This is a genomic window from Sphingopyxis sp. Geo48 (assembly GCF_949769155.1).
GTDB lineage: Bacteria > Pseudomonadota > Alphaproteobacteria > Sphingomonadales > Sphingomonadaceae > Sphingopyxis.
Genome location: NZ_CATKPA010000001.1, coordinates 420886 through 434252, shown reverse-complemented (window position 1 = coordinate 434252; position 13367 = coordinate 420886). Strand labels below are relative to the sequence as shown.

Sequence of the window (13367 nt, the reverse complement as noted above, 5' to 3'; positions counted from 1 at the left end):
ATCCGCGTTGATCCTTATGGGACATGCCGTTTCGCCAAGGCCGTGCGCGTGGCGGGGCCATGCGGGAAACTACGGATAGGAGGAATGCGTCCGCAATCCCAAAAGCGGCAGGCGGATCGCCGCGCCGCGCCCGTCCCGTCCAGCTCGGCCCGGCGCGGTGTTCCGTTCCAGTCGCGCCAACGCGCGCACCCCGAACCTTTAGGAATTCGGCATGGTGGCCAGACGGATCACGCTGATCGACGGACACCCCGACCCCGATCCGGGGCGGTTCGTCCATGCGCTCGCCGACACATATGCGGCGGCGGCGCTGGCGGCAGGTCATGACGTCCGCCGCATCGCCGTCGCAGGCCTCGCGTTCGATCTGCTCGAAAGTCGCAAAGAGTGGGAAGAGGGTGCGCTTCCGCCCGCGATAGCCGAGGCACAGGACGATATTGCCTGGGCCGAACATCTGGTGATCTTCTACCCGCTCTGGCTCGGCGACTTGCCCGCCCGCCTCAAGGGCTTCTTCGAACAGGTGATGCGGCCCGGATTCGCCTTCGCGCCCAAGGCAAAGGGCCTGCCCGAAAAACGCCTCAAAGGCCGAACGGCACATATCGTCGTGACAATGGGGATGCCCGCGCTGTTCTACCGCCTGTATTTTGGCGCGCACAGCCTGCGCAGCCTCGAGCGCAATATTCTCGGCTTTGTCGGCATCGCGCCCACGGAGCGAAGCATCGTCGGCAATGTCGAAGGCGATGCCGAGCACCGCACGAAGTGGCTCGAGACAATGACCCAATTTGGCGCGGCGGGGCGCTGAGCGCAATGCGAGGCCGCCTCTCCGTCCACCTGCGAACGAAAGATAGAGTGTCATGGCCGACCCCGAAACGCCGCTGAAGATTGCCTTCCATGGCGCCGCGGGAACGGTCACCGGCTCGTGCATGGAACTCACGCTCGGACAGCGAAGGATCCTGATCGACTGCGGGCTGTTCCAGGGATCGCGGAGCCTGGAGACGCTGAACCATGGCGCCTTTGGGTTCGACGTCGACAAGATCGACGCAGTTCTGCTTACCCATGCGCATATCGATCATTGCGGACTGTTACCGAAGCTCGCGAAGGAGGGATATCGCGGTCCCCTTTGGTGCACCGCGCCGACCGCCGACCTTCTCGAATTCATGCTCGCCGACGCGGGGCGAATTCAGGAGAGCGACACCGCGCGCCGGAACCGCCGTTACGACCGCGCGGGCGAGACGATGTTCGAGCCGCTCTACACCGAGGCCGATGGGCTGCGGGCGTGGAGCCTGACCCAGCCCGCCGAGCTTGGAACCTGGTTCGAGCCGGCACCGGGCTTCAAGGCGCGGCTGTGGAATGCCGGGCATATCCTGGGGTCGGCCTCGGTCGAGCTTGAGGCGGGCGGTGTTCGCCTGCTCTTTTCGGGCGATCTGGGACCCGGCAACAAGGCATTCCAGAGCGATCCCGATGCGCCCACGGGCATGGACTTCGTCATATGCGAATCGACATATGGCGACCGGCCGCGGCCGAAACTGACGATCGAGGACCGCCGTCAGCTCCTCGAAACCGAAGTGAAGGCGGCGCTCGCGCGCGGTGGCAACCTCATCATCCCGGCGTTCGCGCTCGAGCGGACGCAGGAGCTGCTTCTCGACCTCGCCCGCCTCGCCGAGGCGAACCGCATCCCGAACATTCCCATCTTCGTCGACTCGCCCCTTGCGAGCCAAGCAACGACAGTCTTCGCGGCGCACGCGGCCGAGCTCGAGGATGTCGCGGGCAGTGACGTCTTCCGTCATCCCTCGATCCGCTATGTCGAGGACGTCGCCGAATCGATCCGTCTCAACAGCGTGTCGGGCGCCATCATCCTCGCTGCCTCGGGCATGTGCGAGGGCGGGCGCGTCCGCCACCATCTCGAGCATAATCTGCACCGGCGCCAGTCGACGATCTTGTTCGTCGGATTCCAGGCGCGCGGATCGCTCGGGCGGGTCATCCTCGATGGGGCCGAGCGCGTGCGGCTTTCGGGCAAGGACATCAACGTTCGTGCCGCCATCCGGCGCATCGAAAGCTATTCGGCGCATGCCGACCGGGACGAGCTTGCGGCCTGGATTCGCGAACGTGGTCCAATCCGCGGCGGACTTTTTCTGGACCATGGCGAGAGCGAAGCGATCGAAGCGCTTCGCTCGCTCGTCCAATCCGAAACGCCGGGCCTCGCCGTCGTCGCTCCCGCGATCGGCGAGAGCTTCGCGCTCGCCCCCGGCGTGCCGCCCAAGCGAATCCAGACCGGACGCATCGATCTTGCCCAGCTCGCGGGCGAAGACTGGCAGAATGACTATGCCGATTTCGCCGCCAATCTGAAGCACAACCTCGAGCATATCCGCAGCGAGAGAGGTCGCCGCAAGGCGCTCGACGAGATGCGGCGGGTTCTCGCCAGCTATGACGCGGCGCGCACCGAACAGAAACGGCGCCGCCGTGCGGCAAAGGCAGAAACCTCGCATCCCGCGGTGCCGACACGATCGAGCCGCCAAGGCAACGGTCCAGACGCCCCTCCCCGCACGAAAGGAGGTTTCGAATGAAAGCCCTCGTCTATAACGGCCCTGGCCTGAAAACTATAGAGGAGCGGCCGGTCCCCCAGGTGCGGGATGCGGGCGACGCGGTCGTCCGCATCACCAAGACGACCATTTGCGGCACCGACCTCCACATATTGAAAGGCGATGTCCCCAGCTGCGCGCCGGGCCGCATCCTCGGGCATGAGGGGGTCGGCATCGTCGATATCATCGGGACGGGCGTAACGGCTTTCGCGCCCGGCGATCATGTTCTGATCAGCTGTATCACCGCGTGCGGGCGCTGCGAATATTGCCGCCGGGGCATGCAGTCGCATTGCGCGACGGGGGGCTGGATCCTCGGCAATATGATCGACGGCACCCAGGCCGAATATGTTCGCATCCCGCATGCCGACACGAGCCTCTACGCCATCCCCGAGCAGGCGGACGAGGATGCGCTGGTCATGCTCAGCGACATCCTCCCGACCGGTTTCGAATGCGGCGTGCTCAATGGCAAGGTCGCCCCGGGATCGACCGTGGCGATCGTCGGCGCGGGACCGATCGGTCTCGCCGCGCTGCTCACCGCGCAGCTCTTCTCGCCCGCCCGGATCATCATGATCGATCTGGACGAGGCACGCCTCGCTGTCGCGCGCCGGTTCGGCGCCAGCGACACGATCAACAGCGGCGCGCGCGACGCCGCAGCGGCGCTGATGGAGATGACGGGTGGGCGCGGGGCCGATACGGTGATCGAGGCGGTCGGCGTCGCCGCGACCTTCGAACTCTGCCAGCTGCTCGTCGCCGCCGGCGGAACGATTGCGAACGTCGGGGTGCATGGCGCCAAGGCCGACCTGCATCTCGAGCGTCTGTGGTCCCACAATATCACTATCACGACGCGATTGGTTGACACCGTCTCGACGCCGCAGCTGCTGCGGATGGTAGAGGCGAAACAATTGGATCCCGAACAGCTTGTCACCCACCATTTTGCAATGGCCGACATGATGGACGCTTATGACGTCTTCTCCAGGGCAGCCGAGACGCAGGCGCTCAAGGTCATCATCGAAGCGGCCGATCCCGCTGCGGCGAGGTCCGCCGCGTAACCCAGCGCATGCAAGGAATCGCGCGGACCATCGTCGATCTGCAGGCCGCACTCGATCGCGAGATCGAACCTCGGCGCAGCGCGCTGGGGGTGCGCGTTTCATGACCAGCTTGTCGAATTTGAGCGCGGCATCCTGAGCGAACAACGGAAGCTCAAGACGAGCGTTCGCGCATTTCTGGCCCGCCTCGTCGCGGCACGCGGACGCGCAGCAACGAAGGTCCGTAGAATCCCGCAATGCGGCGCTTCCAGCATCGCGTTATGCCTGCCCCCACCGCCATTTTCCGCAAGGGAGACGATTGATGATTGTGACCGATGCGCCCGGCCGCCCGGTGCAGAGCAGCCTCTGGAAAGAAATCTCGGTCCTCGAAATTGGCGTGGCGGTATGCCTCCTCATCCTGTTCATTTTATCACGCACCTTCCTGGAGACCATCGCGGCGCTTTACATGCTGGTGGCCGCGTTGCTGTTCGCCGCGCTCGTCCAGGCCCGCATGGCGGCGACCTGCGCCAATCGGCTGGATCGTCGGCTTTGGCTCGCCAGCGCGCTCGTCTGCCTGATTCAGGCGATCATCCTGTTCGTCGATCCGCTGCTTGGCGGTTATCATGGTGCGATGGCGATGGCGGGCGTTCTCGCGGTGGGAGCAGCGGCGCGGCTGACGCTCGCGCTCGCACGTAACCATGCGGGCCGCGGCTGGCTCTATCTCTCGGGCACGGTCAGCCTGATGGTGTCGCTCGCGATCGGGTTCGCCTGGCCGTTCGCCTCGATCCTTCCCGCGGCGCAGAGCCTCACGCTCGACCTGCTCGCCGTCTCTGCGATGCTGGCGAGCGTCACCGGAAAGGCCCCGTCATGTTCGAAATGATCGACACGAAGGACGATGTGCTCGCCGTCCGTATCGACGGCAAAATCACGGGAGAGGATCTGGCCTCGATCATGGACCGGCTCGACACCGCGATGGCGGCGAACGAGACTTTGCATGTCTATGCCGAGACGCGGTCGATCGACGGTATCGAGATCAGCGGGCTGGCCGCGCATATCGCGCGGGCCGCACCGCTTTTCGCCAAGCTCGGCCGGTTCGGACGCGTCGCGGTCGTCGCCGATCAAGTCTGGATACGGGCGCTCACGCGGATCGAAAGCGCGCTTCTGCCGCATATCAGCTATCGGGTGTTCAAGCCCGAGGATCGCGGCGCGGCCCTGATGTGGGTCGAAGGGCGCAACTGATTACGATCACCCTCCTGCCCGGTCCTTGGCCGTCCCCGCGCGACAATGATCGCGAAGCCCGTCTCGTATCGCGGACGGCCTGACAGCAGGCATCGGTGCTCGGGACGAACGACGCGATCGTGTCGACGGCCACGCGGCGTCCCAGTCGATGCCTTATCGGCCATGATCGGTATCGAAACTGCGTTCGAGGAGTTTCATACGATCGACGATCGAGAAGAAGAAGGCCGTTGACCAGCCGATCAGGATGATCCCGCTCGCGCCCTCGATCGCGCCAAGGATCCGCAGCCCCGGGGGCAGGACGATGTCGCCATAGCCTATGGTGACGTAGGTCGATGTCGAGAAATACAAGGCATGTTCGAAGTCGATGAAAGCGCCGAGAAGCTGGTAGATCCCTGCCCAGATCCAGATTTCGGCCGAGTGCAGCGCGAACAGCCCGAATGCGGCGACGAGAATCGCGCCCCCGTTGAGAAGAATGACAAGATAGCGTCGCGATGCACGCCGGTAGCGGCGAAGGATCGCAAGCAGCAGCGCAAGTCCCGCGAGGTGCACGACGACCGTGAGCCCGACGACGAGAGTGGCGAGACCGAGCTGGTGGGCGAGCGTCACGATCCGCTCCCGGCGGCCGCCTGTATGATGGCCGGCCTATGCCCCTGGCCGGCCTCGCGGCGCGGCCGCGCCATCAGGCCGCAATTTCCGCGTCGGTGCGGGCCGACCACCCCGAGCGCTCACCGTCATAGACGAACTCCGCTCCGCGCAGGTCGATCTTCGGGAAGGCGTCCTTCTCCGCCCAATAGTCCTGATTGTGGCGCCATTCGGGTTTGTCGCCGCGCCGCGGCATCGCGTCGAGGCCGCGCATAAGATAGCCTGGATTGAAATTGTCTTCCTCGATCCACGGCAGGATCTGCATGCCCTCATCCTCGGGCCTGAGCGCGACCTCGACCCTTCTCGCGCCGATGTCGTCCATATGGTTGAGGAGGTTGCAGACGAAGTCGCCCATCATGTCGACCCTGAGCGTCCAGCTGGCCCGAAAATAGCCCATAACCCAGGCGAGGTTGGGGACGCCGGTCATCATCATCCCGCGATAGGTGATCGTCTTCGACCAATCGACCGGTGCGCCGTCGATATCGAACGGGATCCCACCCATGACCGATAAATTGAACCCGGTCGCGGCGACGATGATGTCGGCCTCGATCTCCTCGCCACTCGCGGTGCGGACACCTGTCGCAGTGAAGCAGTCGATCGTGTCGGTCACGACGGTCAATTTGCCCTGCACCGCCGCCCTGAAAATGTCGCCTTCGGGGCAGAACGCGAGCCGTTGCTGCCACGGCCGGTATTTCGGCGTGAAATGCGGCTCGAACGCGAAGTCGGGATCGCCCGAATAAGCCCGGATCAGCGCTTTCAGATCCTCGAACACCGCATCGGGCTCCGATTGGCACCGCCGCGTCATCAGATCCTGGTCGTGCATGATCTGAGCCCGCACGACGCGGTGGACTGTCGGCTCGTCGATCCCGACCTCTCGCAGCCGGTCGGCAAGTTCGTTCCTGTTCTCGCTGCAATAGAAATAGGTCGGCGAACGCTGAAGCATCGTCACATGCGCTGCCTTCTCGGCAAAGGCCGGGACGATGGTCGCAGCGGTAGCGCCCGAGCCGATGACGAGTACGCGCTTGCCTCCATAATCGATCGTCGGATCCCAGAGCTGGGCGTGAATGAACTGCCCTCTAAAATCCTCAAGACCCGGCCAATCGGGAATGTAGGGCTTGTCATGATCATAATAGCCCTGGCACATCCACAGGAAGCTGGCCGTGAAGGTGACCGCCGCGCCATCCGACGCGCGCACTGCCTCGATCGTCCAGCGATTGGCGGCGCTCGACCAGTGGCAGGCGGTGATGCGATGGCCGTAGTGAATATGGACGCCGATCTCGTTCTCCTCGATTACCTCGCCCATATATTTGAGGATTTCGGCGCCACTGGCGATTGGCGCGCCGACCCAGGGCTTGAAGCGATAGCCGAAGGTGTAGAGGTCCGAGTCCGACCGTACGCCGGGATATTTGTGAGTCTCCCACGTCCCGCCGAAGGTCGGTTTCGCCTCGAGTATCGCGTAACTCTTGCCCGGGCACTGCTGCTGAAGATGATAGGCCGAGCCGATGCCCGAGATACCGGCGCCAACGATCAGCACATCGACATGAAGGGGACGGACCCGACCTCCCGCCCCTTGAGCTTCGGCTCGTGACATCTTCCTCGTCCTCCTCTTTGGTACGGTTCGAATATCGCCGGCGGGCGCGCTGCAGACATTGATCCTGGTCAACCAGAGATCGGACAGGAAACCGGCGTAGGGGGGCCCGCAAGTTAGCGGCGCTTCGGCTGCCGGACCGCGAAGCGACGTCCGCCAGGATTGATAAAGGTTCGACGTGTCAGAGACGGAAGAGCATGAACCAGATGCTTCCCAATATCGTGAACGCGATAAACGCGATCCAAAATCGGATGGCCGCCGATCGCTCGCGATCACGTTCGAACGGGTCGTCGATCTCCGACGGACTCATCGTCATGATCCGCGCCGCGCGACGGCCCGCGCAGCGAGAAATCCTGCGGTGAGAAGCGGAACAAGCGCCGCCGCGGCCCGCATTTTGGGGGAGCGCGATATGCGACCGATTTTCTTGCGCGTACGGCGGGGCACGCCGAGCTTGGCGAGCGATGTGTCGACGTTGGGGATATCCATCTCAGCCTCCATAGCCAGGGTATGGAGCGAGAGTGAGCGACGCGCGCTATACAGGAAATACGCAAATTCCCGCATGTCACGCAAAGCTTGGAGCTGCATATGCGCTTTGGTCTGGCCTTGAAGGGAGCAAGCCGCGCCCTGTGCGCCAGCGCAGCCAGTCGATGGATTTGAGGAGAGGCGGCCAATGGAAACCGATCGTCGCCGTCATCGCACGTCGTGACCGGCCAGAGCGCCGGAATCTTGTTGTATCGCCGGTCAGCCGGGGCGCTACAGGTCTTGCTTGTCCATCCCGGCGGTCCCTTGTGGCGCCGGCGCGACCGCGGCGCCTGGCAGATTCCCAAGGGGCTGATCGCGCCCGGAGAAAGCGCGGAAGACGCCGCACGCCGCGAAGCCCGAGAGGAACTTGGCGTCGCGCTTGAGGGCCCGCTTGCTGCGCTGGGGCAGCTTCGGCAGGCAGGCGGAAAGATGGTTCATGCCTTTGCGCTGGGGCAGGATATCGAGGCGGCCGCGATTGTAAGCAATTGCTTCGAACTGGAGTGGCCGCCCAAAAGTGGCCGGCGCCAGTCGTTTCCCGAGGTCGATGCCGCACGGTGGTTCACGATGGCCGAGGCCGACACGATGATGCTGCCCAGTCAGCGGCCATTTCTGGATCGGCTGAGCGAATTTTTGGCGAAGGGGGACTGACGCGCAGAGGCGCAGCGGCCGCCCCGGTTCCGGGACGGCCACCAACGCGATCTCGCCAGTCGCGCCGGTCAAAGCGCGATGATGATATTATCCTCGACCCGGGTGACCCCCGGCGCGGACCATGCGGCCCTCTCGGCGACTCCGCGCTCGGCCCACGCCTTGACCTTGCCGCCGAGCTTCACGGTGCCGCCCTCGGTCGACACGGTCACCCCGGCGGCGTCGAGATCGGCCTGACGTTTGAAGGCCGAGACGATTCGCTCCTTCACGTCGGCGGGCGCCGGGTGCTGCTTGACCTCGATCAGGTTGCTCACACCGGCGACGCCCGTGACCCGGCTCGCAGCGCGGAAGGCTTCCTTGCGTTGATAATCCCAGTCGACCGTGCCGCTCAGCGTCACCCAGCCATGCTCGACCTTGACCTTCACCTTCTCGGTCGGAATCGACACGGTCCAGGCCATCATGTCGAGCAGGCGCTTGGCGATCTCATGATCGGCCATCTTGGGCTCGGACGCGAAATGAACCTTGATCTCTTCGGCGATCGCGCGAACGCCGGCGACGCGCCGCGTCGCCTTCTCGGCGGCGATCTTCTCGGGATAGGTTTTCACATATCCCGACAGGGTGACGACGCCATCGGTCACGGCAACGCCGATATCGGCGTGATCGACGCTCGGCTCCCATTCGAGTTCGTCCATCACGTCGCGCTGCAACTGCCCGTCTGTTTTCTTCAACATCATCTGTCTCCTCTTTGCCGGAAGGGTTGCCGCCCGGCAGAAGGCCGGCAGAACCCGATGGTTTCGGTTCGGAGATTTTCACCTGGCCCGCGCTTCAGCCCTATTCGCAAACATCCGTAAGGGTAGCGCCTGCCGCCAATGGCATCGCACGTCAGCGAAGTGTCGGTCGGCCTAGAGGCGCCGGTGGCGAGAAGCGGATTTCGCCGCTGCTTTACATCCGTAGCCCTTGCTGATCGAAAGCATGGTACCCGCGCACGCCCGACCCCAATGATGCCCGCTGGCAAAGTCAGACGTTAGACATCAAATTGGGCCGGGGAAGTGCGCGCTTTTCAAGGAGCGCTCCTCCGATCGTTCACAATTTCGGATTGAGATGTTCGCCGCACGCCCTTCGTACCAACTATCTCGACGACCTCCGGTCGCTGGTCGATAACTTGACCGCTTCCGATCACGATATGATCGCGCACCTGCCGACTCGTAAATACGTCCCCGTGCCGGGCTGAGCGCATTGGCTACCGCCTGCCAAAGCCTATCAAGGCTGGAGAGGCGAACACTCGCACCACCAACGTTTCAATTTGGCGCTACGCTGCCTTCCGCCGGCCAGCCGCTATCTCCGACGCGCCGCAATTCCATGCGAAAGAAGGGCACGGGCGGCTTCGTATCGACCAGCCTCTCGCCGATCTCGGTCCACACGCCATCGTGCAGCGTGGCCGTATAACGGATCGTCATCGGACCTGCCGGGATCTGCCAGACATATCCCGTCGCATTCGGAGCGATTGCGAAACTTCCGTATCGACCGTCAGCATGGCTGGTCATCCGATAAGTCTTGGCTATCGGGTCGAAGCTGAGCATCGCCAAGGCGTTGAATCCGGTCGAGCCATCGGCGCGATAGCTACGCCCCTCAACCAATCTGATTGACCCGCCAAGCAACGGTCCTATCCGTTCGGTGTGCGTCACGCGGTGTTCGCCGCCGGGAATCTGAGTGACCGCAATGCCACGCCACTCGCCATCCATCCAGGCAAAGGCCTGCATCGCCTCGCGCTCGGCGGCGAGCAAAGCCCCGGGGTCCTGCTGGACCGGCTGCGCCGAAGACGGCACGGTTACGGCCAGAAGTATCGCACCTGACAAACCGGTCGCTATTCTCATCTTGTTCCTCCTGATGCGCAGTGCCATCAGTTCGCCATGGACAATCGCGCTTCGGCTTCGGAAGGACAGGCGAGCCCGGATCGCAAAGCTTATTTCGCGAACCGCGTCCTTGCCTTCGCCAACCGCGTCCGGAATCTGCCAGGGCTTGCCATCTATTTCGTTGGCGGAGGAGCGGCGATCCTCCTGATGACGACGGCGGGCGCATTCGGCACGCTGGATATACCGCTCGCAGCCCGGCTCGCTTTCTGGTCGCTGCTCATCGGCTCCAACGTGCTGCTATGGGTTTTGTGGTTCGCGTGGCGCGTGCGCGGGCCCACCGACTGGTGGCGCGCGGCGCTGCTCGGGATGGTCGTCATCAACTTGCCGCTGCCTGCCGAGATCGGTCTGTACGGCCAGCTTCTCGGACTCCCGATGCCGGTCGACTGGACGAGAAGCTGGGCGAGCGCCGCTGCCATCAGCCTCGCGCTTCTGCTTGTGCTCGTCGTTGCGATACGCCCGGCGCCCGCGACCACACGCCCCGACTTCTCGAAAGGGCTGCTCTGGCGCGGGGGGTTCCGGGATGCGGACGCGATCGCCGCAATTGCGGCCGAGGATCATTATTGCCGTATCTGGCGAAGCGACGGTTCGAGCAGCTTGCTTCATGCGCGGTTCGGCGATCTGGTCTCCGAACTTGAGGCGGCCGACGGAGCCGTCATCCGGCGCGGCCATTGGGTCGCGGCATCGTCGGTGCAGACGATCGAGCGGCGCGGTCGCCAATGGCATGTTTCGCTGAAGGATGGCCGATCGATCGGGGTCAGTCCTTCAGCGGCCGCCGACCTTCGAGCCCGCGGATGGTTGTAGCGAATGTCGCTTGCATCCAGCTGGAACGACATGGCTGATTTTGCCAACTTTTGGTCTGATGACGCCGTCAGGGAATGGACGGCGCGTCCGAATAACCGATCCTGCCCCAGCCTCTCCGGAACACCCCATCAAATATAGGTAGAGACAATCAGCCCGACGGCAAGAAGTGCCGCCGACTGCGTTCCCGTCATCCCAACGATCCGGCCGACATCGTCGCTCGCGCTGCGCGACACACCGATGCCGTGGGCAAGACGGCCAAGCAGCAGCAGGACACAGGCAGCATGGACGCCAAGCACCGAGGCTCCGCGGCTTTCGGCGATCAGCAGGAGAAGCAGGATGAGCGGAACATATTCGGCAAAATTTCCATGGACGCGGATCCGGCGTTCGAGTTCAAGATCGCCAGCGCTTCCAAAGGCGATCCGTTCGCGGCGCCGGTAGGCGATCACGCGCACCGAGAGGCCGAGGAAGAGGACGGCGAGCGCGGCTGCGTATAGCGGAACGATCGGTACGGTATGCGAAAGCATCATGGTCCTCCAGGGTCGGGCAAAGTCGGTCGAGGATGCTCGATCATGATGACATCAGCGCCGCGACCACGGTGGCTGGCGCCAGAAGGGCGGCAGTGAGCGAAATCGGTAGATTCCGGTCGCGGACAATATTCTGCACAACGATGCCGGCCAGCGCCCAAGCGATCGCGCCGGCGTAAACGGGCGATCCCGACAACCAGGCGACCATCGATCCCAGCGCGCCGGCGCCGAGCAGCAGCACGATCTGCCACGCGGTGCGAACCGGGACGCCGCTCCATTTGAGGGTCGAGCCCAAATTCACCCAGACAGCGGCCGATATCCATCCGGCGAGGAGCTGGATCGGCGCGATGCCGAGCCAGAAGGACAGCCCGCGTTCCGAAGGCGCGCGGGCGATCGTCGCCATCGCGGCGAGCAGGACCGCGAGCGCCGCCGCAATCAGGACGAGGCTTGTCCAGTCGATGTCGCGGCGCGGGACATGCCATTCCCAAGCGGCATTGAGCGTCCAGGCGGCAACCGCGAACCAGCCGAGCATACGCAACAGGGGATCGTCGAGATTGGCGGGCAAAGCGTGCCAGATCGCAAAGCCGAAGCTTGCGAGGAAGATGACGCCCCAGATTGCGAAAAAGGGCGGCCAAGGGACGATCGGAAGATGCAGGCGCGCCGAACGTTCGGGAACGCTGTGCTCCCATCGGCGCCATTGCGGCCAGCTTCCCATGACCGCTTGGGCAATAGCGGCGACAATGACCAGCGCCGCCCGCAAGATGTCGATCGCGGTCACAGCCAGACCCGTATCAGGATGAGCGGCCAGAGAAGGATGATCGGAATGAAAACGAGGGTCGGACCCCACGGAACAGGCTCCGACGCGCGGATCGCGGGCAGGACAAAAGTCAGCAGCCAGCCGGTCTTGTAGAGAATCTGGAGCAGCAATATGCCCATCATCGGCCGCGGCCACGCAAGCCCGATGACCGAGCAAAGCAGGATCGCGCCCCAGAGCGCGGCGACGAGCAGCCGCAGTCCCGCCGATTCCGGCACGCCGGGGCCGAACACCGCCGCCGTGCCCGACCACAGGAGCGCGGTGACGACCGGCAGGAGGATCAGGATGTTGGCGCCGTACGCGAGGCGGAGAAGCATATCGTCGGTCATGGGAAGCGCCGCATTTCGATAGTCCCGTTTTCCGTGGAGCCTCACGCGGCCCGGTGTTAGGATGGATCGAATGATACAATGCACGAAATTATAGATTGGTTCAAGTGATACATGGCACGCCATTCGGGAACCCCTAACCGCTCGACTGCCGAGCGGCGCGCCGAACTGCTGGCGAAGATGCGCGCGCGCCTGCGCAGCCGCAGCGAAGGGCCACCGTCCTGGCGCGACCTCGCGGCGGCCGCAGGCGTCAGCCTGTCGTCGCTGACGCATCACTTCGGACGGCGTGAGGATATCATTCGTGCGGTCATGGAAGACGAACGCGCGCATGGGGCGACGCCGATGGCGATCATGGCCGAGCCGAGCGGCGCGTTCGATATTTCGGTTCGCGACGCGGTGGAGCATCTCGCGGCCGGGCTCGTGAACGCCGACCTCGACCGGATGATCGCCGCGGGGCTTGCCGAAGGCCTTGGCCATCCGGTCCTTGGCCCGGCTTTCATCGGCAATTTGCTCGAACCGATGTTGCAGGCAGTCGAAGCCCGGCTCGAGCATCATGTGCGCGCTGGCGAGATGCGGGCGGGAGAAACGCGCCTCGCTGCCGTCCAGCTGGCCGCACCGATCATCGTTGCGGTGCTGCACCAGCGCCCGCTCGGCGGCGCCGCGGTGCGCCCGCTCGACCTCGATACGCTGCTGGTCGCGCACGCCGATGCGTTTATCCGCGCCTGGCGCGCATGAGCGCCCCGCGCCTGCCATCA

The 13367-nt window shown here is 64.2% G+C and carries 16 protein-coding genes; 8 read left to right on the top strand and 8 right to left on the bottom strand.

Annotated elements, in window-relative coordinates; genetic code table 11:
- The first annotated feature begins 211 nt into the window (after positions 1–211).
- The 5 genes from QOL79_RS02250 to QOL79_RS02230 all read left to right on the top strand — a co-directional run bounded on the left by QOL79_RS02250 (position 212) and on the right by QOL79_RS02230 (position 4837).
- The gene (locus tag QOL79_RS02250) at positions 212–796 is read left to right on the top strand and encodes an NAD(P)H-dependent oxidoreductase (RefSeq protein ID WP_283418483.1); all 585 of its coding nucleotides are present in this window, start codon (positions 212–214) and stop codon (positions 794–796) included.
- A gap of 52 nt (positions 797–848) precedes the next feature.
- On the top strand, positions 849–2558 hold the full coding sequence (locus QOL79_RS02245; protein WP_283418482.1) for an MBL fold metallo-hydrolase: 1710 nt from the start codon (positions 849–851) through the stop codon (positions 2556–2558).
- Positions 2555–3622: a zinc-dependent alcohol dehydrogenase family protein gene (locus tag QOL79_RS02240; protein WP_283418481.1), complete on the top strand. Its 1068-nt coding sequence runs from the start codon at positions 2555–2557 to the stop codon at positions 3620–3622. The genes QOL79_RS02245 and QOL79_RS02240 overlap by 4 nt, the downstream gene beginning before the upstream one ends.
- 298 nt (positions 3623–3920) lie before the next feature.
- Positions 3921–4478 (top strand): hypothetical protein, encoded by a 558-nt coding sequence (locus tag QOL79_RS02235; protein ID WP_283418480.1) that lies wholly within the window; start codon positions 3921–3923, stop codon positions 4476–4478.
- On the top strand, positions 4466–4837 hold the full coding sequence (locus QOL79_RS02230; protein WP_283418479.1) for a SpoIIAA family protein: 372 nt from the start codon (positions 4466–4468) through the stop codon (positions 4835–4837). The genes QOL79_RS02235 and QOL79_RS02230 overlap by 13 nt, the downstream gene beginning before the upstream one ends.
- 153 nt (positions 4838–4990) lie before the next feature.
- On the opposite strand, the gene QOL79_RS02225 is transcribed toward QOL79_RS02230, so the two are convergent.
- The 3 genes from QOL79_RS02225 to QOL79_RS02215 form a co-directional block, all read right to left on the bottom strand.
- Positions 4991–5443, bottom strand: coding sequence for a potassium channel family protein (locus tag QOL79_RS02225; protein ID WP_058454589.1), 453 nt, complete (start codon positions 5441–5443; stop codon positions 4991–4993).
- Between the two features lie 73 nt (positions 5444–5516).
- Positions 5517–7070, bottom strand: a complete 1554-nt coding sequence (locus QOL79_RS02220; protein WP_283418478.1) for a flavin-containing monooxygenase — start codon at positions 7068–7070, stop codon at positions 5517–5519.
- Between the two features lie 309 nt (positions 7071–7379).
- Positions 7380–7652, bottom strand: coding sequence for a hypothetical protein (locus QOL79_RS02215; protein WP_283418477.1), 273 nt, complete (start codon positions 7650–7652; stop codon positions 7380–7382).
- A gap of 117 nt (positions 7653–7769) precedes the next feature.
- Between QOL79_RS02215 and QOL79_RS02210 the strand changes: the two genes are divergently transcribed.
- Positions 7770–8237, top strand: a complete 468-nt coding sequence (locus QOL79_RS02210; protein WP_283418476.1) for an NUDIX hydrolase — start codon at positions 7770–7772, stop codon at positions 8235–8237.
- 68 nt (positions 8238–8305) lie between these two features.
- On the opposite strand, the gene QOL79_RS02205 is transcribed toward QOL79_RS02210, so the two are convergent.
- The gene (locus QOL79_RS02205; protein ID WP_283418475.1) at positions 8306–8968 is read right to left on the bottom strand and encodes a BON domain-containing protein; all 663 of its coding nucleotides are present in this window, start codon (positions 8966–8968) and stop codon (positions 8306–8308) included.
- Between the two features lie 564 nt (positions 8969–9532).
- A complete protein-coding gene (locus QOL79_RS02200; RefSeq protein ID WP_156416432.1) occupies positions 9533–10135 on the bottom strand; it encodes a DUF1579 domain-containing protein in 603 nt (200 codons plus the stop codon).
- A gap of 9 nt (positions 10136–10144) precedes the next feature.
- Here QOL79_RS02200 and QOL79_RS02195 point away from each other — a divergent pair, with 9 nt between their 5' ends.
- Positions 10145–10948 carry a LytTR family transcriptional regulator DNA-binding domain-containing protein gene (locus QOL79_RS02195; RefSeq protein WP_283418474.1) on the top strand — a complete coding sequence of 268 codons (804 nt, stop codon included), beginning with the start codon at positions 10145–10147 and terminating at the stop codon, positions 10946–10948.
- A gap of 128 nt (positions 10949–11076) precedes the next feature.
- On the opposite strand, the gene QOL79_RS02190 is transcribed toward QOL79_RS02195, so the two are convergent.
- From QOL79_RS02190 to QOL79_RS02180, 3 genes are read right to left on the bottom strand one after another with little or no spacing between them, the layout of a single operon-like run.
- Entirely contained in the window at positions 11077–11475 is a 399-nt protein-coding gene (locus QOL79_RS02190; protein WP_283418473.1) for an MAPEG family protein, read from the bottom strand.
- A 40-nt stretch (positions 11476–11515) separates the two neighbouring features.
- The gene (locus QOL79_RS02185) at positions 11516–12250 is read right to left on the bottom strand and encodes a TspO-related membrane protein (protein ID WP_283418472.1); all 735 of its coding nucleotides are present in this window, start codon (positions 12248–12250) and stop codon (positions 11516–11518) included.
- Positions 12247–12615 (bottom strand): hypothetical protein, encoded by a 369-nt coding sequence (locus QOL79_RS02180; protein ID WP_282946630.1) that lies wholly within the window; start codon positions 12613–12615, stop codon positions 12247–12249. Before QOL79_RS02180 ends, QOL79_RS02185 begins: the two co-directional genes overlap by 4 nt.
- Positions 12616–12726: 111 nt before the next feature.
- On the opposite strand from QOL79_RS02180, the gene QOL79_RS02175 reads away from it, so the two are divergent.
- Positions 12727–13347 (top strand): TetR/AcrR family transcriptional regulator, encoded by a 621-nt coding sequence (locus QOL79_RS02175; protein ID WP_283418471.1) that lies wholly within the window; start codon positions 12727–12729, stop codon positions 13345–13347.
- Positions 13348–13367 lie beyond the last annotated feature (20 nt).